Here is a 21306-nt window from a genome sequence, read left to right as displayed (position 1 = left end):
CGCCGCGACCGCTACTGCCGACCGAGCCGCTGCGCGGCCTCCGTCGCCCAGTAGGTGAGGATGTTGCGCGCCCCCGCCCGCTTGATGCCGGTCAGCGTCTCCAGGATCGCCCGGTCCCGGTCGATCCAGCCCTTCTCGGCGGCGGCCTCGATCATCGAGTACTCGCCGGAGATCTGGTAGGCGGCCACCGGCACGTCCACCGCGTCGGCGACCCGCGCCAGGATGTCGAGGTAGGGCCCGGCCGGCTTGACCATCACCATGTCGGCGCCCTCCTCCAGATCGAGGGCCAGCTCGCGCAGCGACTCCCGCGCATTGGCCGGGTCCTGCTGATACGTCTTGCGGTCACCCTTCAGCGACGAGGCGACGGCCTCCCGGAAGGGCCCGTAGAACGCGGAGGCGTACTTGGCGGTGTAGGCGAGGACGGCGACGTCCTCGCGCCCGATCTGGTCGAGCGCGTCGCGGACGACGCCGATCTGCCCGTCCATCATCCCGCTGGGCCCCACGACATGGGCCCCGGCGTCGGCCTGGACCTGCGCCATCTCGGCATACCGTTCAAGGGTGGCGTCGTTGTCGACGCGCCCTTCGGCGTCGAGCACTCCGCAGTGCCCGTGATCGGTGGTCTCGTCGAGACACAGGTCGGACATGACGAGCAGTTCGTCGCCGACCTCGGCGCGCACGTCCCGGATGGCGACCTGGAGAATCCCGTCGGGATCGGTCCCGGGTGTCCCGAGGGCGTCCTTCTTCGCCTCCTCGGGCACGCCGAACAGCATGATCCCGGAGATCCCGGCCGCCACCGCCTCCGCGGCGGCCTTCTTCAGACTGTCCCGCGTGTGCTGGACGACACCCGGCATGGTGGCGATCGGCACCGGCTCGGCGACGCCCTCGCGCACGAAGGCCGGGAGGATGAAGTCGGCGGGATGCAGCCGGGTCTCGGCGACCATGCGCCGCATGACGGGACTGGTCCGCAGACGCCGCGGCCGAGTACCGGGGAAGGATCCGTACGTCGTCATGTCACCTACGCTACGCCCGCCCCGGGAGCACCTTTGCCGACGAGGAGTCGGCACGGCGCCCGGCATGCGACGGCTCCGATCCCAGGTCCATCCTGAAGGTAGAGGCACCCGTACAGAACCCTCCACCAAACCCTCCGTACACCGACCACGGAGGCCGCAATGACCGCCACCCACCGCAACACCCCCGACCTCTTCGCCCTCTCCCAGATCCACGGCCCGGTCCTGCATCCCGGCGACGACGGCTACGCCGACGAGGTCATGGGCTTCAACCTGGCCGCGTTGCACACCCCCGACGTGGTCGTGGGCGCGACGGGCGCCGACGACATCGTCACGGCCCTGCGCTGGGCGACGGCCACCGGCACCCCGGTCGCGATCCAGGCGACGGGCCACGGCGCGAACTTCCCGATAGACCACGGGCTGCTGATCAACACGGCCCGTATGACGGACGTACACATCGACCTGGACCGGCGCGTAGCGACCGTCGCCGCGGGCGCGAAATGGCGCCACGTCCTGGACGCAGCGGCACCGCACGGCCTCGCCCCGCTCGCCGGCACGTCCACGGACGCGGGCGCCGTCGGCTACACGCTGGGCGGCGGGCTCCCCGTCATGGGCAGGGCCTACGGCTACGCGGCCGACCTGGTCCGGTCGTTCCAGGTCGCCACGCCCGACGGCACGCTCCGCGCGTGCGACCCCGACCACGAGCCGGAGCTGTTCTGGGCGCTGCGCGGCGGCAAGGGCAACGTAGGCGTGGTCACCTCCATGACGTGCGAGCTCCTGCCCCTGGCCACGATCCTGGGCGGCGGTGTCTACTGCCCCGGCGAGCACACCGAGCCCCTGCTGCGCGCCTGGGCCGACTGGACACGGACGATTCCGGACGAGATGTGCAGCGCCTTCACCCTGCTGCGGCTGCCGCCCATCCCGGAGATCCCCGAACCCCTGCGCGGCGGGTTCTGGGCCCGCGTCGCGATCGCCTGGCCCGGGGACCCGGCCGAGGGCGAGCGCCTGCTGGCACCGATCCGCGCTGCGGCGCCGGTGGCGGTCGACACGGTGGAGGAGATGCCGTACGCGGCTCTGGACCGCATCCACATGGAACCCCAGGACCCGTTGCCCGCCCGCGAGGGGTGCGCCCTGCTGCGCGACCTCACCCCCGAAGCCATGCGCACCTTCCTGGCCGAGGCAGGACCCGAGGTCCCCGACCACCCGCTCCTGATGGTGGAGATCCGGCACATGGGAGGTGCTCTCTCCCGCCCGGCCCGCCTGGACGACGCGATCTGCTCCCGGGACGCGAACTACATCCTGGAAACGGTGGGCGTCCTGGCCGCCCCACCGGCAGCCGCGGCCATAGAGCAGGCCACGGCATCCCTGTACGCCGCGATGTCCCCCTACGGCACGGGCCACACGATGGTCAATCTCCACGGCACCCCGGGCAACGACACCGACCGAGCCCGAGCCTGGACCCCGGAGACCTACGACCGCCTACGCCAGGACAAGGCGACCTACGACCCGTCCAACCTGCTCCGCTTCGGCCACACGGTCGGCTCGTAGCCGCCCCCCACCGGGGGGACGGGAAAGGGCGGGCGGGGGCGGGCCTCCCGGCCCGCACCCCACCCGCCCCTCACTCACACCTATGTCGTGGACCGCCGCCGACGAGCCCCCGGCCGCCGCTCGCTGGGCCGAGTCACCGGATCCCCCGCCTCGAGGGCCGCGGCACGCCGCCGCAGCCCGAAGTCGGCGAGCGCCTCGGCCAACTTGTGCACGGACGGCTCAGGAGCCATCACATCCACCCGAAGCCCATGCTCCTCGGCGGTCTTCGCCGTGGCGGGCCCGATACACGCGATCACGGTCACGTTGTGCGGCTTGCCGGCGATCCCCACCAGATTCCGCACGGTCGACGACGACGTGAAGAGAACGGCGTCGAAGCCACCCCCCTTGATCGCCTCCCGGGTCTCCGCCGGCGGCGGCGAGGCCCGCACGGTCCGATAGGCCGTGACGTCGTCGACCTCCCAGCCCAGCTCGATGAGCCCGGCGACCAGGGTCTCCGTGGCGATGTCGGCCCGCGGCAGGAACACGCGGTCGATCGGGTCGAAGACCGGGTCGTACGGCGGCCAGTCCTCAAGGAGTCCCGCGGCCGACTGCTCCCCGCTCGGCACCAGGTCCGGCTTCACACCGAAGGCGATGAGCGCCCTCGCCGTCTGCTCCCCCACCGCCGCGACCTTGATCCCGGCGAACGCACGGGCATCGAGCCCGTACTCCTCGAACTTCTCCCGCACGGCCTTGACCGCGTTGACCGACGTGAACGCGATCCACTCGTACCGCCCGGTCACGAGCCCCTTCACGGCCCGCTCCATCTGCTGAGGCGTCCGCGGCGGCTCGACGGCGATCGTCGGCACCTCGTGCGGCACGGCCCCGTACGACCGCAGCTGGTCGGAGAGCGAAGCCGCCTGCTCCTTCGTCCGCGGCACGAGCACCCGCCACCCGAAGAGCGGCTTGGACTCGAACCACGACAACTGATCCCGCTGAGCAGCGGCAGAACGCTCACCGACCACGGCTATCACCGGCCGCCCGCCCTCCGGCGAGGGCAGCACCTTGGCATGCTTCAGGGTCTGGGCGATCGTCCCCAGCGTCGCGGTCCAGGTCCGCTGACGCGTCGTCGTACCGGCGACCGTGACCGTCATCGGCGTGTCGGGCTTGCGCCCCGCCGACACCAGCTCACCGGCGGCCGCGCCCACGGAGTCCAGCGTCGTCGACACGACCACGGTCCCGTCGGACGCCCCGACCTCGGTCCAGCAACGGTCGGACGCGGTGCGCGCGTCCACGAACCGCACGTCCGTGCCCTGTGCGTCCCGCAGCGGCACTCCGGCGTACGCGGGCACGCCGACGGCGGAGGCGACGCCCGGCACGACCTCGAAGGGCACGCCCCCCGCGGCGCACGCCAGCATCTCCTCGGTGGCGTACGCGTCGAGCCCGGGATCCCCGGAAACGGCACGCACGACCCGCCTGCCGCTGCGCGCGGCCTCCATGACAAGATGTGCGGCATCCCGCACCGCGGGTAGCCCAGCGGTCGTTGACGCGCCGTCAACTACCGCTAGCTGAGGCGTGCCTGTGCCGGGACCGGCGTCCCCGGAGGGACCCGTGTCCGTGTGCACTTCGGCAACGCCGGTTCTGGCGTGCCGACGCACCACGTCGAGCACCTCGTGCTCGGCGACGAGTACGTCGGCGTTCGCCAGCGCCTCTACGGCGCGCAGAGTCAGCAGCCCCGGATCCCCGGGTCCGGCACCGAGGAAGGTGACGTGCCCGTGTTCAAGGCCGGCGGGAAGAGTGGTGGGGCTCACTGTGCTCGCTCCCCCATCAGACCGGCCGCGCCCTGGGCAAGCATCTCGGAAGCGAGTTCGCGACCGAGCGTCAGCGCTTGGTCGTGCGTCTCGGGCACGGGACCGGTGGTGGACAGCTGCACCATCCGCGTGCCGTCGGTCGTGCCGACGACGCCGCGCAGGCGCATTTCCTTGACAATCTGCCCGTCGGCCAGCAGGTCGGCCAGCGCGCCCACAGGGGCGGAGCAGCCGGCCTCCAGGGCGGCGAGCAGTGAGCGCTCGGCGGTCACGGCGACCCGCGTGAACGGGTCGTCGAGTTCCCCGAGCGCGGCGATCAGGTCCGCGTTGTCCGCGGTGCACTCGATCGCCAGTGCCCCCTGGCCGGGGGCGGGCAAAACTGTGTCGACCGACAGGAAGTCGGTCACCTCGTCGATGCGGCCGATACGGCTCAGGCCGGCCGCGGCCAGCACCACCGCATCCAGCTCGCCGTCGCGCACGTACCGGATCCGCGTGTCCACGTTCCCGCGGATCGCGACCGTCTCGAAGTCCAGCCCGTGGCTGCGCGCGTACCCGTTCAGCTGCGCCATCCGGCGCGGCGAACCCGTACCGATGCGCGCGCCGCGCGGCAGGTCGGTGAGCTTCAGGGCATCGCGGGCGACGATCACATCGCGCGGGTCCTCGCGCTCGGGGACCGCCGCCAGGGCCAGCTCCTCGGGCTGCGCGGTCGGCAGGTCCTTGAGCGAGTGCACCGCGAAGTCGACCTCGCCCCTCAGGAGCGCGTCGCGCAGGGCGGTGACGAACACGCCCGTGCCGCCGATCTGCGCGAGGGCCTCGCGCGAGACATCGCCGTACGTGGTGATCTCGACGAGCTCGACGGGCCGTCCGGTCACCTGGCTCACCGCGTCGGCGACCTGCCCGGACTGGGCCATGGCGAGCTTGCTGCGCCTGGTGCCGAGCCGTAGTGCCTGCTGAGTCATCGTGGGCCTCGGTTCTTCTCGGTGCTGTCCTCGGCGCGGGAGACGGAGGCCACCGTCTCCTGATCGAGGTCGAACAGGGTCCGCAGGGCGTCCGCGTACCCGGCGCCGCCGGGCTCGGCCGCGAGCTGCTTGACCCGCACGGTCGGGGCGTGCAGCAGCTTGTCGACCACGCGCCGCACGGTCTGCGTGATCTCGCTGCGGTGCTTGTCGTCGAGGCCCGGCAGACGGCCCTCCAGACGGGCGATCTCGTTCGCCACGACATCGGCGGCCATCGTGCGCAGCGCGACGACGGTGGGCGTGATGTGCGCGGCCCGCAGCGCCGCACCGAAGGCGGCGACCTCGTCGGCGACGATACGGCGGACCTCGTCGACGTCGGCCGCCATCGGAGCGTCGGCGGAAGCCTCCGCGAGCGACTCGATGTCGACCAGCCGCACCCCGGCAAGGCGGTGCACGGCCGCGTCGATGTCACGCGGCATGGCGAGGTCGAGGAGCGAGAGCGCCGGCGCGGGCCGGGGCACCTCGGCGACGGGCTCGGGCTTGCGGCGCTCGGGGATACGGCCGACGGTGGCCACGGTCGCGGCGAGTGCGGTGATCAGCTCGGCGTCCGCCTCGGGGCTGCGCCGGGCGGCCTCTCGCCGGTCGACGGCGCTGCCCGCGGCCCACGCCGCGTGCTGCTCCAGGGTGGCCGCGTCCATACCGGCGACGGCGGCCTCGCCGAGCACGGAGAAACCTCCCTGCACGGCGGCGACGTCCAGCGGGCAGTTCTCGTCGGTGCCGACGCTGGTCGGCGGCAGCGGGGTCTGCCGTACGTCGGCGCCGTCGGCGTGCGCCCTGGGGGCGGGCGCCTTGTCGGCCGTACGACCGCCGCTCCCGGCCTCGTCGAAGGCGACCGGCTGACCGGTACGGCCCTCCACCGCGGCCGCGACCTCCTCGGCCGCGAGGACGAGACCGGTCGCGCCCGTACAGGAGACGGCGATGTCGGCACGTGTCAGCTCGAGCGGCACCGCATCCATCGGTACCGCGCGGGCCGGCACGTCCGTGTCGTCGGCCTCGTTGAGGATCTCCGCGAGGCGCTCGGCGCGGTCCTGGGTGCGGTTGGCGACCACGATCTCGGCGACCCCGGCCCGCGCGAGCGTGGCCGCGGCCAGGGAGGACATCGAACCGGCGCCGATGACCAGGGCCTTCTTGCCCCGGGCCCAGTCCTGCACGTCGCCGCCCTCGGCGAGCTGCTCCAGGCCGAAGGTGACCAGGGACTGCCCGGCGCGGTCGATACCGGTCTCGGAGTGGGCGCGCTTGCCGACGCGCAGGGCCTGCTGGAACAGGTCGTTGAGCAGCCGCCCGGCGCTGTGCAGCTCCTGCGCCTTGGCGAGGGAGTCCTTGATCTGCCCGAGGACCTGCCCTTCCCCGACGACCATGGAGTCGAGCCCGCAGGCCACGGAGAACAGATGGTGGACGGCCCGGTCCTCGTAGTGGACGTAGAGGTACGGCGTGAGCTCGTCGAGCCCCACCCCGCTGTGCTGGGCGAGCAGTGTGGACAGCTCGGCGACACCGGCGTGGAACTTGTCCACGTCGGCATACAGCTCGATGCGGTTGCAGGTGGCCAGCAGGGAGGCCTCGGTGGCCGGCTCGGCGGCGACCGTGTCCTGCAGCAGCTTGATCTGGGCGTCCGCGCTCAGCGCCGCGCGCTCCAGGACGCTGACCGGGGCACTGCGGTGGCTCAGCCCTACGACGAGGAGACTCATGCCGGCATCACGGCGGGTACGTCCCCGTCGGGTCCCTGGTCGGCGGATTCGTCGGACTCGCGGGTGACGGCGGCCGGTCCGGTGCCGTCCGAGTGGGCCTCCTCGCCGGCCTTGCGCTGCTCGTGGAAGGCGAGGATCTGCAGCTCGATCGACAGGTCCACCTTGCGCACGTCGACGCCGTCCGGGACGGTCAGCACGGTCGGCGCGAAGTTCAGGATGGAGGTGACCCCGGCGGCCACGAGCCGGTCGCAGACCTGCTGGGCGGCGCCGGCGGGGGTGGCGATGACGCCGATGGACACGCCGTTGTCGTCGATGATCTTTTCCAGCTCATCGGTGTGCTGCACGGGGATCCCCGCGACGGGCTTGCCCGCCATGGACGGGTCGGCGTCGATGAGCGCGGCCACCCGGAAGCCACGGGAGGCGAACCCGCCGTAGTTGGCGAGGGCGGCGCCCAGGTTACCGATACCGACGATCACAACCGGCCAGTCCTGGGTGAGCCCCAGCTCACGGGAGATCTGGTAGACGAGATACTCGACGTCGTAGCCGACACCCCTCGTGCCGTACGACCCGAGGTACGAGAAGTCCTTGCGCAGCTTGGCGGAGTTGACCCCCGCCGCGGCCGCGAGCTCCTCGGAGGAGACCGTGGGTACCGAGCGCTCCGACAACGCGGTCAGGGCTCGGAGGTACAGCGGAAGCCGGGCGACGGTGGCCTCGGGAATCCCTCGGCTGCGGGTCGCCGGTCGGTGAGTTCGGCCAGTTGCCACGGTGCTCCTGCGGGTAGAGCGGGGCTGTAGGCGGTCACACGTCCCTACATGACCGCCCCGTCGAATGCAGGCTATGTCTTTGTGAACGCGTGCACAAAGATGGTGTCCGATTTGCCCGCCCAACGTGACCGGGCTCACGCACGCCCGGCGCACGGGTATGGAACCGGCGCATACGCACCACCGTTCCTCAACTCTTGGGGGCAAAACCGCACACGCTCCTCAACGATTCCCGCCCCCGAGACCAAGTCGCCGTCGATCCTAAGCCGTTTCCGGAGGACTTTGGACTACCTGGTCAGTGCTTTGCGGAGGCGATCCTCGTTCACGCGCCAGAAGGTGTGCTGGTCCCCGTCGACCAGGACGACGGGGATCTGCTCCCAGTACTGGTCGTGCAGTTGGGGGTCCTGGTTGATGTCCTTGAGTTCCCACGGAACCCCCAGTTCGGCACACACCTTCTCGACGGCGGCCTGTGCGTCATCACACAGATGACAGTCCGGTTTGCCGATGAGGGTGACGAGCCGGTCCTGCGGGGACTTGGCTGCCGTGCGACGAAAGAGGGGGCTCATGTCAGCCATTCTCCCGCGCCGGCGCCCGGATGCCCGGCCGTCGCCCCACCACACTGTTTAACTGCGCGGTCGCGGAGAGTTCACAACCTCCAAACCTCCCGACTCCGGAAGCACCGAACAAACTGGCTATGCTCACGGTCATGGCCGCTCTTCGATGGCTCACTCCCCGTAGGCGCTCCGCCACGGCGCGGAGCGTGTTGGCTGGCGAGGCCTCGGCGGAGGCAGCGCGCAAGTCGTCGCAGGAAGCGACGGAGGTCTTGGAGGCCGAACCGGAGTTCCCGGTGCTCGGCGACGAGAAGGCCGCCGCGTTCTTCGACCTCGACAACACCGTGATGCAAGGTGCCGCCCTGTTCCACTTCGGCCGGGGCCTGTACAAGCGGAAGTTCTTCGAGACACGGGACCTCGCCAGGTTCGCCTGGCAGCAGGCGTGGTTCCGGCTGGCGGGCGTGGAAGACCCGGAGCACATGCAAGACGCACGTGACTCCGCGCTCTCCATCGTCAAGGGCCACCGGGTCGCCGAGCTGACCTCGATCGGCGAGGAGATCTACGACGAGTACATGGCCGAGCGCATCTGGCCGGGCACCCGGGCACTGGCCCAGGCCCACCTGGACGCGGGCCAGCGGGTCTGGCTGGTCACCGCCGCCCCCGTGGAGATCGCCCAGGTCATCGCCCGCCGCCTCGGCCTCACCGGCGCCCTGGGCACGGTGGCGGAGTCGGTGGACGGCGTCTACACCGGCAAGCTGGTCGGCGAGCCCCTGCACGGCCCGGCGAAGGCGGAGGCGGTGCGCGCCCTGGCCGCGGCGGAGGAACTGGACCTCTCCCGCTGCGCGGCCTACAGCGACTCGCACAACGACATCCCGATGCTCTCCCTGGTCGGCCACCCCTACGCCATCAACCCCGACACCAAACTCCGCAAACACGCCCGCAAGCTGGACTGGCGCCTACGCGACTACCGCACCGGCCGAAAGGCAGCAAAGGTCGGCATCCCGGCGGCAGCCGGAGTGGGCGCGGTGGCCGGCGGCACGGCAGCGGCGATCGCACTCCACAGGCGACGTCGGTAGCGGCTCGCGGAGGACGACGGTTCTCGGCGGGTGCGGCATTCGCGCTGGGTACGGCCATTCGCTCGGGGTACGACGGCCATTCGCGCTGGGTACGGCTATTCGCGCTCAGTACGAGGGTTCGCGCTCAGTACGAGGGTTCGCGCTCAGTACGAGGGTTCGCGCTGGCGACGGCGGTTCGCGTAGCGCCAACGGTTTGCGTCGCGGTCAGGCCGGCCGCCGGACCGGCGTCGCTGCTGACGGACACCCCCGCCACGTCTTCTTGCCGCCGGAGGCAAGTCCCGCCATCCCTAACCCCCACCCACCCGCTGGGGACTTCCCCGCAGCCGCGGCCACCCCTCGGCTCCGCCCAGGCACTCCCAGCCCGTCCGGCGTTTGAGGACAAGGCCCCTTCAGGGCCGACAGTGGGGGTCTGGGGGCGCAGCCCCCAGGGATGGGACGGGTAGGGGCGGCGGGGGCGAGAAAAGTTCGGTACACACCCGACCACGCCCGGCCGCAGAGCCCAATCCGCACCCCCTACCCCCACAACTCCCTGTCCAGTCCCCTTGGCTGCACACGGCCACAACACGCCCCGGACTCAGCCGGAACGCGGACGATTTCGATCAACAATCGGTCACTCTCCGGCACTTGATCGGGCGTCAATCGGTTACAGAAGAGACGCAATCGGTGATTTGAGCAACTGGGCGTAGCAGTGCCTGCACGAAGCGTTATTCTCCTCAGACGCAAACCGGTACCTCTCCGTCGCTACGACGGGTGAACGTTCCGCACTGCACGTGATGGAAGCTCTGCCTCTGGGAGTCCCGTGTACCCACACGTCGGGGTTGACGCCTCGGGCCTGGCTACGCTCCGCGCAACGGTCCAAGACCTGCTGCGCGGCTTCGTCCCCACCGCGTACGCCGTCCCCGCCCTCGCCGTAACCGCCGTGCCCGTAGGCCCGTGCTACGCACTCGCCGACGGAAGCGCCGCCGTCGGCAGACGGGGACGCTCGGCCGGTGCGGCAACCGCTCGCCGGCCCGCCGCTGACAGCGACAGCGCTCGAATGATGGATCTCGTCGAACGCGCACAGGCCGGCGAGGCCGACGCGTTCGGACGTCTCTACGACCAGTACAGCGACACCGTGTACCGCTACATCTATTACCGCGTCGGAGGAAAGGCCACCGCCGAAGACCTCACAAGCGAGACCTTTCTGCGGGCACTCCGCCGCATCGGCACCTTCACCTGGCAGGGCCGGGACTTCGGCGCCTGGCTCGTCACCATCGCTCGCAACCTCGTCGCCGACCACTTCAAGTCCAGCCGCTTCCGACTCGAGGTGACGACGGGCGAGATGCTCGACGCCAACGAGGTCGAGCGGTCCCCCGAGGACTCCGTCCTCGAGTCACTCTCCAACGCCGCACTCCTCGACGCCGTACGACGCCTCAACCCGCAGCAGCAGGAGTGCGTCACCCTCCGCTTCCTCCAGGGCCTCTCGGTCGCCGAGACCGCCCGCGTCATGGGCAAGAACGAGGGCGCCATCAAGACCCTTCAGTACCGGGCCGTCCGCACCCTCGCCCGACTGCTGCCGGACGACGTGCGCTGAGCACGTCACGGACACCCGTCCCAGCACTCTCCGCAACCATCAACTCACCATCGGTGAAAGTCCGTTGACTTCGCGGTCCGTTCATCCTCCGTCCGTAACCCAAGTGCCGCGCCACTCGTTGTGCGGGATGCAGGCTCCCTGTGGTCACTCCCTGGCCGACTTCGATCACTCGATCGAGTGCATGTGGTCAGGGCGTGCAACCCTCAGGACCCCCTGGGGAGCCGACCGTCATCACGAGAGGAGGTGCCGCCAGTGATCGCGAACGTATCGGCACACCGGCGGGCGAACGCCTTCGCCCAGGCCCTGGACGAGCTGACCGACCGTGGCTCGGCGGCCGAGCAGCCCGAGCCCGATGGATCGACACCGGCATCGGCTGCTTCGGAACAGTCCGAGCAGGGGCGCCTGTTGGCCCTCAGCACGAGTCTCGGCGAACTGCCGAAGCCCGAGCTCGACCCCGCGGTCAAGGTGGTCCAGCGGGCCCAGCTCGTGGCCGCCATGGAGGCCATGCTTCAGGAGGGCACCACGGGCGTCGAGGCGGGCCCTGCCCTGCCCGGACAGCGTTCACAGCGGGCACGGGGAGCTCACCGTGCCTCCCCGCTGGGGAAGTTGCGACCGCGCTCACGGCTCGCCAAGGGCCTCACCGCGGGCGGGCTCAGTGTCGGTGTCGCCGCAGGGGCGTTCGGCGGAGTGTCCGCCGCGAGTTCCGACGCCCTGCCCGGTGACTCCCTCTACGGCCTAAAACGCGGCATCGAGGACTTCAAGCTCAACGTCCTGGCCGACGGCGACGACGAGCGGGGCCGCACCTACCTCGACCAGGCCTCCACCCGGCTGAGCGAGGCCCGGCGGCTGATGGAGCGCGGCCGCGGCGGACAGCTCGACCACGAGTCGATGGCGGAGATCCGCCGCACCCTGTACGGCATGCGGCACGACGCCTCGGAGGGACACCGTCTGCTGCGCGAGGCGTACGAGCGCCACCCGGGCTCGCTGGGCCCCATCCAGGCGCTCTCCGCCTTCTCCCGCTCGCACCGCGTGGCATGGGGTCACCTCCGCGAACGGCTTCCCCTCCAGCTCGGGGATGTCGGGGACGAGGTGTCGTCGGTCTTCGACGCCATAGACGAAGAGGTCGCCCCGCTGGAGTCGCTGCTTCCGCAGCAGCCGCCCCAGAGCGGCGAGGGCAAGCGGGGCGGCGGCTCCGGATCAGCGTCCACCGGTACGTCGGGTTCGGACCGGTCGGCCCGCCCCAGCGCCGGCGGCAGCGGCTCTTCCGACGGCAACCGATCCAGCCGCCCGAGCAACTCGGCCGACAGCTCCGGCAGCGAGAACGAGGGCCTGCTCGGCGGCAGCACCGGCGGCCTCCTGGACCCCCCGAAGGACACCGGCACCTCCGGCTCGTCCTCCTCCACCCCCACCCCGACCACCGAACCGGCCGTAACCCTCCCACCGTTGCTCCCCGGCCTGCTCCCCGGCCTGGGCATCGACAGCGAGGACACGAACTAGCACGACGAAGCCACCCGTACGGCGATGGGGCGCCCCTCTCAGGAGGGGCGCCCCATCGCCGTACCGAACAAGGTCCAGCACAGGTCAGAAAAACACCGACCGCCGCTGCACCAGCAACTTGGCCCCTCTCATCTGCCGCCCTCGCACCGCTCCACGGGCTTCGCACGGCTGCGCCGGACTCCGTCCGCCGACTCCCCGCACCGCACCGCCCCGCCGAATCGGCCCCGTCAGAAGAACACCGACCGCCGCTGCACCAGCAACTTATAGAGCGTGTGCTGAATCTGCTCCCTGACCTGATCCGTCAGGTTGAACATCAGCATCGGATCCTCCGCCGCCTCCGGCGGATACCCATCCGTCGGAATCGGCTCACCGAACTGAATCGTCCACTTCGTCGGCAACGGAACCGCACCCAGCGGACCCAGCCATGGAAACGTCGGGGTCAGCGGGAAGTACGGGAAGCCCAGCAGCCGAGCCAGGGTCTTCGCGTTGCCGATCATCGGGTAGATCTCCTCCGCGCCGACGATCGAGCACGGGATGATCGGCGTGCCCTTGCGCAGGGCCGTGGAGACGAAGCCGCCGCGGCCGAAGCGCTGGAGCTTGTAGCGCTCGCTGAAGGGCTTGCCGATGCCCTTGAAGCCCTCCGGCATCACGCCGACCAGCTCACCCTGTCCCAGCAACCGCTCAGCGTCCTCGGCGCAGGCCAGAGTGTGGCCCAGCTTGCGGGCCAGCTCGTTGACCACCGGCAGGACGAAGACCAGGTCGGCGGCGAGCAGACGCAGGTGCCGGCCGGCCGGGTGGTTGTCGTGGACGGCGACCTGCATCATCAGGCCGTCCAGCGGCAACGTGCCCGAGTGGTTGGCCACGATCAGCGCGCCGCCCTCGGACGGGATGTTCTCGATGCCCTTCACCTCGACCCGGAAGTACTTCTCGTACACCGGGCGCAGCAGGGACATCAGGACCTGGTCGGTGAGCTCCTCGTCGTACCCGAAGTCGTCGACCTCGTAGTCCCCGGTGAGGCGGCGGCGCAGGAAGGCCAGGCCGCCCGCGATGCGCCGCTCCAGGCCGCCGCCGTCGTCGTCCTGGGGCCTCACAGGGGCCGGCTCTTCCTCAGGTGTCACAGGAACATCATCCTGCGCGAAGGACCGTCCCGGGAGGGGCTGGACCTCGCGTACCAGCGCGGATTCACCGTTCTTGCGCCGGCTCCCCGCGCTCCGGCGCCGCGACGGCCGCTGAACGGCGCTCCCGCGGGACCGGTCGTCGTCGAACGGAATGACCTTGGCGTCCGCCATCGTTGATGCGCTCCTCAGTTGGCGCTCTGCGTCGGGAGGTGACCGCCGCCCAGGACGGGCAGCGCGGCGATCCGGTCGACGGCCCCCATGAGGGCCTCCGGCGGCAGCAGACCCGGTCCGCGGCTACGCGCGAACTCCGCGAACGTCTCCGCCGTCGTGTACTTCGGCTGGAATCCGAGGGTCTCTCGCATCTGGTCCGTCGCCACCACCCGGCCGTGCGTGAGCAGCCGGATCTGCTCCGGTGAGAAGTCCGACATGCCCAGCGTACGCACCAGGGAGCCCGCCCAGGTGACCGCGGGCAGCAGCAGCGGCACGGTGGGCCGTCCCAGCCTCCGTGAGCACTGCGAGAGCAGCAGCACGCCGTCGCCGGCGATGTTGAAGGTGCCGCTGTTGAGCGTGCCCCGCGCCGGCTCGTGCGAGGCGATGCGCAGCACCTCGATCACATCGTCCTCGTGCACGAACTGCAGCCGCGGGTCGTAGCCGAACACGGTCGGCAGCACCGGCAGCGAGAAGTACGAGGCGAGCGGAGTGTCCGCGCTCGGGCCGAGGATGTTGGCGAACCGCAGCACGCACACGGCGACATCGGGCCTGCGACGCGCGAAGCCCCGCACATACCCCTCGACCTCCACCGCGTCCTTGGCGAAGCCGCCGCTGGGCAGGGACTTGGGCGGGGTGGTCTCGGTGAAGACGGCCGGGTCACGGGGCGCGGACCCGTAGACATTCGTACTGGACTTGACCACGAGCCGCTTCACGGTGGGGGACTTCTGGCAGGCGCCGAGCAGCTGCATCGTCCCGATGACGTTGGTCTCCTTGACCGTGGTCCGGCTGCCGCTGCCGAGCGCGGTTCCGGTCACGTCCATGTGTACGACCGTGTCGGCGCCGCTCTCCGCCAGCACCCGCGCGATGGTGGGCTGCCGGATGTCGGCCTGGATGAAGTCGGCACCGCCCAGGTGGTGCTCGGGCGGGACCGCGTCCACGGCGACCACCCGGTCCACCTCCGGGTCACGCTGGATCCGTCGTACGAAACGGCCCCCCAGTTGACGGGCCACTCCGGTCACGAGCACGACCTTGCCCAAGATCAGCGCCTTCCTTCCAGCACTCGTACCCCTGCCGAGTTCCCCGTGTGCGGCCAACCTAGCGGGTCGGTGTTGCGCTGTGATGACCGCCCAATGCACGAAGTGACGAGAATTCCATGCGTACGACCGGATGGGTCAGTCATATGTCCAGGCATACGCACGGAGTTCGGCCCTTCGCACGCCGCCCGCGATACACGTGTGGCCCCCCACCGGGTGTGGTGGGGGGCCACAATCACGCTGCTTTCGCAGCGTCGCTTACTTCTTGTTGCGACGCTGAACGCGCGTGCGCTTGAGCAGCTTGCGGTGCTTCTTCTTGGCCATCCGCTTGCGCCGCTTCTTGATAACAGAGCCCACGACTACCCTCGCTCACTTCTCATCACTCGGCGTTGGGCGCCATGGGCCCATACGACCTACAAGGGGCCAGCCTACCCGTCCGAGCGCTGAGGTCGTAATCGAGGGGCGAGGGGGGATCCTGAACAGCCCTGAGGATCCCCTCTCGCCCGTCGTTGTCAGGCGGTTTCCACCCCCACGTAGCTCTCGCGGAGATATTCGTGAACCGCTTGCTCCGGGACGCGGAAGGACCGCCCCACACGGATCGCGGGCAGATGACCGCTGTGCACCAGCCGGTACACGGTCATCTTCGACACTCGCATCACCGAGGCGACTTCCGCCACGGTAAGGAACTGAACCTCGTTCAGAGGCCTCTCGCCAGCTGCAGCCATGACACACCTGAACCTTCCGCACTCGACGGCCACCGGCTTCCCCTTCCGGTGACTCTTCGTCGCTGCGTGCTCACTCCCCAATGTAGGGGCGTGTGATGCGAGTGGGGAAGAGGTGCAGCCATCGGCGACCTACTGTGACAGACACGCTCGATTGAGTACGTAGCGGGTAAGCGGCCGGTAGTAATCAGACCGCACAGCGTCATCAAGTGGAACGACGACGGACACGGACCCCTCGGCCTGCCCCACAAAGAGCGCGGGGTCATTCGTATCGGCCGGACCAATGGCCTCAAACCCCAGCTGACCTGCCCCGCAGACCCAACCGTGATCCCCGATCACCAGCTCCGGCATGGGCCCGCCGGCCTCCGCCGCGGCCGCCAGCGCGGTACGAACCGGGAGGGGTGAGTGCGTATGTGCGCCGGGCTCACAACCGGGGCGAGAAGCGCCGGGTTCCCGCACCAGCGCGACTCCTCGTACGTAGGCAAGGTTGTACGTGCGTAGGCCGAACCGGGTCGTTATGTCGACACAGCGACCATGCGCAGGGGTGAGGACGGTACACCCCGCCGCCGACAACGCGTCCGCCAAGGCGGCGTAGAACCCGAGCAGTCGGTGGGGGTGCCCGGTGCCGAGCAGAACAGGGGCACTGCGCTGGGCGGCTGCCGCGAGGCGGTCCGCGAAGGCATCCAGAGCGGTCAGAGTCAGCTCAGGATCAATCACATCCTGACCGGAAGTGTGGTTCGGATCGGCCGAAACCCCGCACCTCTCCGCCATCAACGCAATCAAATCGCGCAGTCCCCAGCTTCTCGCGGGATCCAGTCCGAGCAGTATGCGAGGGTCGCGAGCGGCGAAGAGGCGGTAGCTCCGCAGGCTTTCCTCACGGGAGGTGGCCACGGGACCGGCCAGGTGCGCGGCGAGAAGGTGGGCGCGCAGGGCTCCGGTGGTCAGCACGTGAGCGATGGTGGCCGACGAGGTGGACGAATGCCTCGGGAACCGGGGAAACACCGCACAGTTGGCGTAACGACCGCCGTGACAGCGGTGACTGAACAGCGACAAAACCACCCACAACCCTGCGATGGGCTGCCTGGTCTCACAACACGTGTGCGGCGCACGCCAGTTGACCGACGTACCGGCAGTCGACCGGCGTACCGAGCGCCGCACACGTCGACCACCACCACAGGGGGAACACCATGAACATGAAGTCGACCCGCCGCACGGCCGCCACCGCCGCGACCCTCGCCGCCCTCACCCTGGGCGGCACGCTGGCCACGACCGCCCCGGCATCGGCGGCCACCACCGCCGGCGCCTACAACGGTAAGTGCGGCGCCGGCTACTACGTCCAGGACTGGACGGAGATCCGCGACTCGGCACGGAAGACCATCGGCACCGTGTACGTCGCCTACAGCCGGGAGACCCAGCAGCACTGCGCCGTGCTGGTCCGCACGAACCCCGGGACCCGCATGTTCATGGAGGTCACCCTCGACACCGCGCCCTCCTCCGGCAAGCCCGAGCGGGACTACGGCTCCTTCTCGTCCTACGCCGGCCCGGTGTACCTGGACACATCGGACTTCAACGCCCAGTGCCTCGAGTGGAGCGGCACGGTCGACATCTACTACAACAGCGTGCAGGGCCTCTGCTCCTGAACCGAGCGGGCGTTGCCGCCGGCGTGGGCGCCGCTACGGCAGCAGCCCCCGCAGCGGGAACGCCGCCCGCCGGGCCGCCAGTACGGCCTGGTCGAGCCGGTCCGCGGGGTCGTACCCCGACTCCCAGTCCTGCCAGGACAGCGGCCACCGTCCGTCGGTCATCCGCGCCGGCGCCAGCTGCCGCGTCCGTGCGAAGACCTCCTGCCGCCAGCTCTCCGGGATCATCGCCTCGGGCTCGATCGGCCGCCCCGCCGCGATGCCCACCAGATGCGTCCACGACCGCGGCACGACCTCCACCACGGCATAACCGCCCCCACCGAGCGCGACCCACTTCCCGTCGGCGTACTCGTGAGCGAGGTCGTGACACGCCACCTGCACGGCCCGCTGTGCGTCCAGCGACACGGCCAGGTGCGCCAGCGGGTCCTCGAAGTGGGTGTCGGCGCCATGCTGTGTCACCAGCACCTGCGGCCGGAAGTCCGCGATCAGCTCCGGCACCACGGCATGGAACGCCCGCAGCCACCCGGCGTCCCCGGTGCCCGCGGGCAGCGCCACGTTCACCGCCGAACCCTCGGCGCTCGGCGCGCCGGTCTCCTCCGGCCATCCGGTCTGCGGGAACAGCGTGCGGGGATGCTCGTGCAGCGAGATCGTCAGCACCCGCGGGTCGTCCCAGAACGCGGCCTGCACCCCGTCCCCGTGATGCACGTCGACATCGATGTACGCCACCCGCTCGGCGCCCAGCTCCAGCAGCCGCGCGATGGCGAGCGAGGCGTCGTTGTAGATGCAGAAGCCCGAGGCGCCGCCCGGCATGGCATGGTGCAGCCCGCCCGCGAAGTTCACCGCGTGCAGCGCCTCCCCGCGCCACACCGCCTCCGCGGCCCCGACCGACTGCCCGGCGATCAGCGCCGACACGTCGTGCATCCCGGCGAAGGCGGGATCGTCCACGGTGCCGAGCCCGTACGACTGGTCCGCCGCCCCCGGCTCGGCGGAAGCCGCCTTCACGGCCTCGATGTAGTCCTCCCGGTGGACGAGCCGCAGCGTCGACTCCCCCGCCGGCTTGGCCGCGACGACGTCCACGTCCCGACCGAGCCCGAAGGCATCGACGAGTCTCCAGGTCAGGGCAAGCCGGACCGGATCCATCGGATGCTCCGGACCGAAGTCATAGCCCGTTACTGCCTCGTCCCACATCAGCTGTGCGCGGCCGCTCATGCCCGTCACCGTATCGGTCCGGTTGAGCCGCGAACGAACGGGCGTACACAAGCGTCACCAGCACCAACACCATCGGCACGAGCATGGCCCCGCGATAGTTCCACGCGTCCCCCAGTGCCCCGACCAACGGCGAACCGATCAAAAACCCCACATAGTTGAAGACATTGAGCCGCGCGACCGCCATGTCCGAAGCCCCCGGGAACAACCGCCCGGCCGCCGCGAAGGTCTGCGGCACCAGCACGCACAACCCCACGCCGATCAGCGTGAACCCCAGCATCCCGAACCACGCCCCCGACGCCCCGGCCACCACGGCGAACCCGCCCGCCGCCACCAGCGCACCGCCCCGCACGACCGCGACGGCCCCGAACCGCCGCACCCCGAAGTCCCCGATGGCCCGCCCCAGCAACGTGGTCACCATGTAGACGTTGTACGGCACGGTGGCCAGCTGCTCCGAGCTCCCCAGCACGTCCTGCAGATACTTCGCGCTCCAGTTGGAGACGGTCGAGTCCCCGATGTACGCGAAGGTCATCACCAGACACAGCGGCAGCAGCACCTTGAAGACGACGGGCCCGCTCTCGGCCGAGCCCTCCGCCGCCGCATCCGAGTGACCGGCGCCCCCGTCGACGTACCACCGACTCCCCACCAGCGCGGCCGGCACCAACACCACGACGACCGGCAGATACGACACGAACAGCGCCAGATCCCAGTGCGCCCCCACCCACGCCAGCGAGGCCCCCACGATCCCGCCCAGGCTGTACGCGGCATGGAAGCTGAGCATGATGCTGCGCCCGTACGACCGTTGCAGGCTCACCCCGAGCATGTTCATCGAGGCGTCCAGCGCCCCCACGGCCAGCCCGAACGCCGCCAGCGCCACCCCCAGCTCGACCATCCGCTCGCCCGCCCCGACCCCGACCAGCGCCAGGAGCACGACGGGCTGGGACCAGCGCAGCACCCGGCTCGGCGGTATTCGCTTCACCAGCCGCTCGGTCGTGACACTGCCGACGCCCGCGAGGACCGGCACGGCGGCGAGGAAGGCGGGCAGCAGCGCGTCGGAGACGCCGTACCGGTCCTGAATGGCCGGAATCCGGGTCACCAGCAGGGCAAACGCCACACCCTGAGCGAAGAAGCTCAACGCCAACGAGGCCCTGCCGCGCCGCAGCACATCAGTCATGGCGGCGAGCGTAGGGCCCCGGCGTACCGGTGGGTAGATCCAGCCAAAGATGAATTTCCCTCAGCTTTACTTGGCGGTGGCGAGGTTGGCGGTAGCAAGTCCCTTTTCGAAGGATGCGAGACCGGACTCGACGGGCCGACCGGCCTGCGCCGCCGACTTCGCCTCCGCGATGACCATCGCCGCCATCGGGCCCGCGCCCAGCGCACCACCGGCCAGGAAGCCCACTGCCATGGCGACGACCATGATCACATTGCCGAGCCACACCATGGTGTCCACCGGCAGGGCGTACGCCCCCACGATCCGCACCACGCACTCCACCAGCAGTACGACACCCCACACCAGCGAGAACACCCGCTCGGCCCGCCGGAACCGCGCCGAACCGGCGTGCAGCCGACCCCAGGCGGCCTCCCGGCCGGCGTCCCCCTTCACCACCCAGGGCTTCATGCCTGCGGTCATCATCGGCTTGCCGAGCACGACGGAGACGATGATCCCGATCCCGATCGTGCTGCTGACCGCACTGTCCTTGGCGATCATCAGTCGTGGATCCCCGGCCACAAAGCTGAGCAGCAGCGACACGACGTTCACGAACAGGATGAGGGCGGCGAGCCCATTGACCTCGCGCGCCCTCCACACACCCCACCCTGTACGCACCGCCGGCACGACACTGCTCAGGCCGAGCGCCATCAGGGTGCTCATCCCGAAGCCGTTCTTGAGGAGGTAGTACGCCCCGAGGGGCACCGCGACATCGATGATCAGCGGCGCGAAGTTCCGCAGCACGCTACGGCCGTTGGTGCTCCCGCCCTTGGTGTTCCCCGTGTTCGTCGTCATGCCCTCAGCTTCCCGGCAGGCGCCGGGTCACCGGTAGAAACGATCGTCCAGCCCTCGACATGACAAATGTCAGCCCCGGACCACCCCCTCGCATCACACGAGCAGGTCAGCCAACTCACCCATGTCGGAGAAGAGTTGATGGGCCCCGGCAAGCCGCGCGGCAGGCGTCATGGCGGTGAACCCGTACACCTCCATCCCGGCGGCGACGGCCGCCTGCACTCCCAACGGGCTGTCCTCGACCACGACACACCGCTCCGGAGCGACCCCCATCCGCTCCGCGGCATGGAGAAACAGATCCGGCGCGGGCTTCCCCCGTCCCACATCCTGCGAGCTGAAGACCCGCGAGTCGTCGAACCACCGGTCCAACCCCGTCGTCCGATGCCCCACCCGAATCCGCTCGTGGCTCCCGGACGACGCCACACAGAACGGCACCCCGTCCGCGGCCAGCTTCTCCAGTACGTCCCCAGCGCCGGCCACGGCCTTCAACTCCCGCTCGAACGCGGCGAACACCCGCCGGTGGAAGACATCGTCGAAGTCCTCGGGCAACCGCCGCCCCGTCCGCTCCAACACCAGGTCATGAATCCGGTGCATCGCCGACCCCATGTAGTCCCGAATGGAGTTTTCGTACGACGTCGGGTGCCCCAGCTCGGTGAGGTACGCGGCGAGGAGCCTGTTGGAAATGGGCTCGCTGTCGACGAGTACGCCGTCGTTGTCGAAGATCACCAGTTCATAGCGCATACGCCTGAGCTTAAACGCAAAAAGGCCCACGCCAAATGGCGTGGGCCTTTCTCAAGATTTGTTCGGCGGTGTCCTACTCTCCCACAGGGTCCCCCCTGCAGTACCATCGGCGCTGTAAGGCTTAGCTTCCGGGTTCGGAAT

The 21306-nt window shown here is 70.1% G+C and carries 20 protein-coding genes and 1 rRNA gene; 5 read left to right on the top strand and 16 right to left on the bottom strand.

What is annotated here, in order from left to right; genetic code table 11:
• Window positions 1-11 precede the first annotated feature (11 nt).
• A complete protein-coding gene (gene hemB, locus ACFQ6S_RS39340; RefSeq protein ID WP_383420310.1) occupies window positions 12-1010 on the bottom strand; it encodes a porphobilinogen synthase in 999 nt (332 codons plus the stop codon).
• 159 nt (window positions 1011-1169) lie between these two features.
• On the opposite strand from hemB, the gene ACFQ6S_RS39335 reads away from it, so the two are divergent.
• Window positions 1170-2555 (top strand): FAD-binding oxidoreductase, encoded by a 1386-nt coding sequence (locus ACFQ6S_RS39335; RefSeq protein ID WP_383420308.1) that lies wholly within the window; start codon window positions 1170-1172, stop codon window positions 2553-2555.
• A gap of 80 nt (window positions 2556-2635) precedes the next feature.
• Here ACFQ6S_RS39335 and ACFQ6S_RS39330 read toward each other — a convergent pair whose 3' ends face one another.
• The 5 genes from ACFQ6S_RS39330 to ACFQ6S_RS39310 form a co-directional block, all read right to left on the bottom strand.
• Window positions 2636-4342 (bottom strand): uroporphyrinogen-III synthase, encoded by a 1707-nt coding sequence (locus tag ACFQ6S_RS39330; protein WP_383420306.1) that lies wholly within the window; start codon window positions 4340-4342, stop codon window positions 2636-2638.
• A complete protein-coding gene (hemC, locus tag ACFQ6S_RS39325; protein WP_383420304.1) occupies window positions 4339-5298 on the bottom strand; it encodes a hydroxymethylbilane synthase in 960 nt (319 codons plus the stop codon). Before hemC ends, ACFQ6S_RS39330 begins: the two co-directional genes overlap by 4 nt.
• Window positions 5295-7040 (bottom strand): glutamyl-tRNA reductase, encoded by a 1746-nt coding sequence (locus tag ACFQ6S_RS39320; RefSeq protein ID WP_383420302.1) that lies wholly within the window; start codon window positions 7038-7040, stop codon window positions 5295-5297. Before ACFQ6S_RS39320 ends, hemC begins: the two co-directional genes overlap by 4 nt.
• Window positions 7037-7804 carry a redox-sensing transcriptional repressor Rex gene (locus ACFQ6S_RS39315; RefSeq protein WP_383420300.1) on the bottom strand — a complete coding sequence of 256 codons (768 nt, stop codon included), beginning with the start codon at window positions 7802-7804 and terminating at the stop codon, window positions 7037-7039. Before ACFQ6S_RS39315 ends, ACFQ6S_RS39320 begins: the two co-directional genes overlap by 4 nt.
• A gap of 284 nt (window positions 7805-8088) precedes the next feature.
• Window positions 8089-8367 (bottom strand): glutaredoxin family protein, encoded by a 279-nt coding sequence (locus tag ACFQ6S_RS39310; RefSeq protein ID WP_383420299.1) that lies wholly within the window; start codon window positions 8365-8367, stop codon window positions 8089-8091.
• A 140-nt stretch (window positions 8368-8507) separates the two neighbouring features.
• Here ACFQ6S_RS39310 and ACFQ6S_RS39305 point away from each other — a divergent pair, with 140 nt between their 5' ends.
• From ACFQ6S_RS39305 to ACFQ6S_RS39295, 3 genes are all read left to right on the top strand, one after another.
• Window positions 8508-9428 (top strand): HAD family hydrolase, encoded by a 921-nt coding sequence (locus tag ACFQ6S_RS39305; RefSeq protein ID WP_383420297.1) that lies wholly within the window; start codon window positions 8508-8510, stop codon window positions 9426-9428.
• A gap of 799 nt (window positions 9429-10227) precedes the next feature.
• Window positions 10228-11001, top strand: a complete 774-nt coding sequence (locus tag ACFQ6S_RS39300; RefSeq protein WP_383420296.1) for an ECF subfamily RNA polymerase sigma factor, BldN family — start codon at window positions 10228-10230, stop codon at window positions 10999-11001.
• Window positions 11002-11253: 252 nt separating this feature from the next.
• Entirely contained in the window at window positions 11254-12498 is a 1245-nt protein-coding gene (locus ACFQ6S_RS39295; protein ID WP_383420295.1) for a DUF5667 domain-containing protein, read from the top strand.
• A gap of 227 nt (window positions 12499-12725) precedes the next feature.
• On the opposite strand, the gene ACFQ6S_RS39290 is transcribed toward ACFQ6S_RS39295, so the two are convergent.
• The 5 genes from ACFQ6S_RS39290 to ACFQ6S_RS39270 all read right to left on the bottom strand — a co-directional run bounded on the left by ACFQ6S_RS39290 (window position 12726) and on the right by ACFQ6S_RS39270 (window position 16530).
• Window positions 12726-13787 carry a lysophospholipid acyltransferase family protein gene (locus tag ACFQ6S_RS39290; protein ID WP_383420294.1) on the bottom strand — a complete coding sequence of 354 codons (1062 nt, stop codon included), beginning with the start codon at window positions 13785-13787 and terminating at the stop codon, window positions 12726-12728.
• A gap of 14 nt (window positions 13788-13801) precedes the next feature.
• Window positions 13802-14863, bottom strand: a complete 1062-nt coding sequence (locus ACFQ6S_RS39285; protein WP_383420292.1) for an NAD-dependent epimerase/dehydratase family protein — start codon at window positions 14861-14863, stop codon at window positions 13802-13804.
• Window positions 14864-15118: 255 nt separating this feature from the next.
• A complete protein-coding gene (locus ACFQ6S_RS39280; RefSeq protein ID WP_003948845.1) occupies window positions 15119-15217 on the bottom strand; it encodes a 30S ribosomal protein bS22 in 99 nt (32 codons plus the stop codon).
• A gap of 155 nt (window positions 15218-15372) precedes the next feature.
• The gene (locus ACFQ6S_RS39275) at window positions 15373-15585 is read right to left on the bottom strand and encodes a helix-turn-helix domain-containing protein (RefSeq protein WP_004984898.1); all 213 of its coding nucleotides are present in this window, start codon (window positions 15583-15585) and stop codon (window positions 15373-15375) included.
• A 129-nt stretch (window positions 15586-15714) separates the two neighbouring features.
• Window positions 15715-16530 (bottom strand): phosphatase, encoded by an 816-nt coding sequence (locus tag ACFQ6S_RS39270; RefSeq protein WP_383420290.1) that lies wholly within the window; start codon window positions 16528-16530, stop codon window positions 15715-15717.
• 239 nt (window positions 16531-16769) lie between these two features.
• Here ACFQ6S_RS39270 and ACFQ6S_RS39265 point away from each other — a divergent pair, with 239 nt between their 5' ends.
• The gene (locus tag ACFQ6S_RS39265; RefSeq protein WP_383420288.1) at window positions 16770-17222 is read left to right on the top strand and encodes a hypothetical protein; all 453 of its coding nucleotides are present in this window, start codon (window positions 16770-16772) and stop codon (window positions 17220-17222) included.
• Between the two features lie 33 nt (window positions 17223-17255).
• Here the strand turns inward: ACFQ6S_RS39265 and ACFQ6S_RS39260 are convergent, their stop codons facing one another.
• From ACFQ6S_RS39260 to rrf, 5 genes are all read right to left on the bottom strand, one after another.
• A complete protein-coding gene (locus tag ACFQ6S_RS39260; RefSeq protein ID WP_383420286.1) occupies window positions 17256-18428 on the bottom strand; it encodes an acetoin utilization protein AcuC in 1173 nt (390 codons plus the stop codon).
• Entirely contained in the window at window positions 18379-19599 is a 1221-nt protein-coding gene (locus ACFQ6S_RS39255; protein ID WP_383420284.1) for an MFS transporter, read from the bottom strand. The genes ACFQ6S_RS39260 and ACFQ6S_RS39255 overlap by 50 nt, the downstream gene beginning before the upstream one ends.
• A 66-nt stretch (window positions 19600-19665) precedes the next feature.
• Window positions 19666-20427, bottom strand: a complete 762-nt coding sequence (locus ACFQ6S_RS39250) for a VC0807 family protein (protein ID WP_383420282.1) — start codon at window positions 20425-20427, stop codon at window positions 19666-19668.
• 93 nt (window positions 20428-20520) lie between these two features.
• Window positions 20521-21165: an HAD family hydrolase gene (locus ACFQ6S_RS39245; protein WP_383420280.1), complete on the bottom strand. Its 645-nt coding sequence runs from the start codon at window positions 21163-21165 to the stop codon at window positions 20521-20523.
• A gap of 60 nt (window positions 21166-21225) precedes the next feature.
• A 5S ribosomal RNA gene (gene rrf / locus ACFQ6S_RS39240) occupies window positions 21226-21306 on the bottom strand; the annotation flags it as partial.

It is taken from the genome of Streptomyces sp. NPDC056479, assembly GCF_042795335.1.
Taxonomy (GTDB): domain Bacteria; phylum Actinomycetota; class Actinomycetes; order Streptomycetales; family Streptomycetaceae; genus Streptomyces.
Note: the sequence above shows the minus strand (reverse complement) of the source record. Positions and strands in the feature narration are given on the sequence as shown.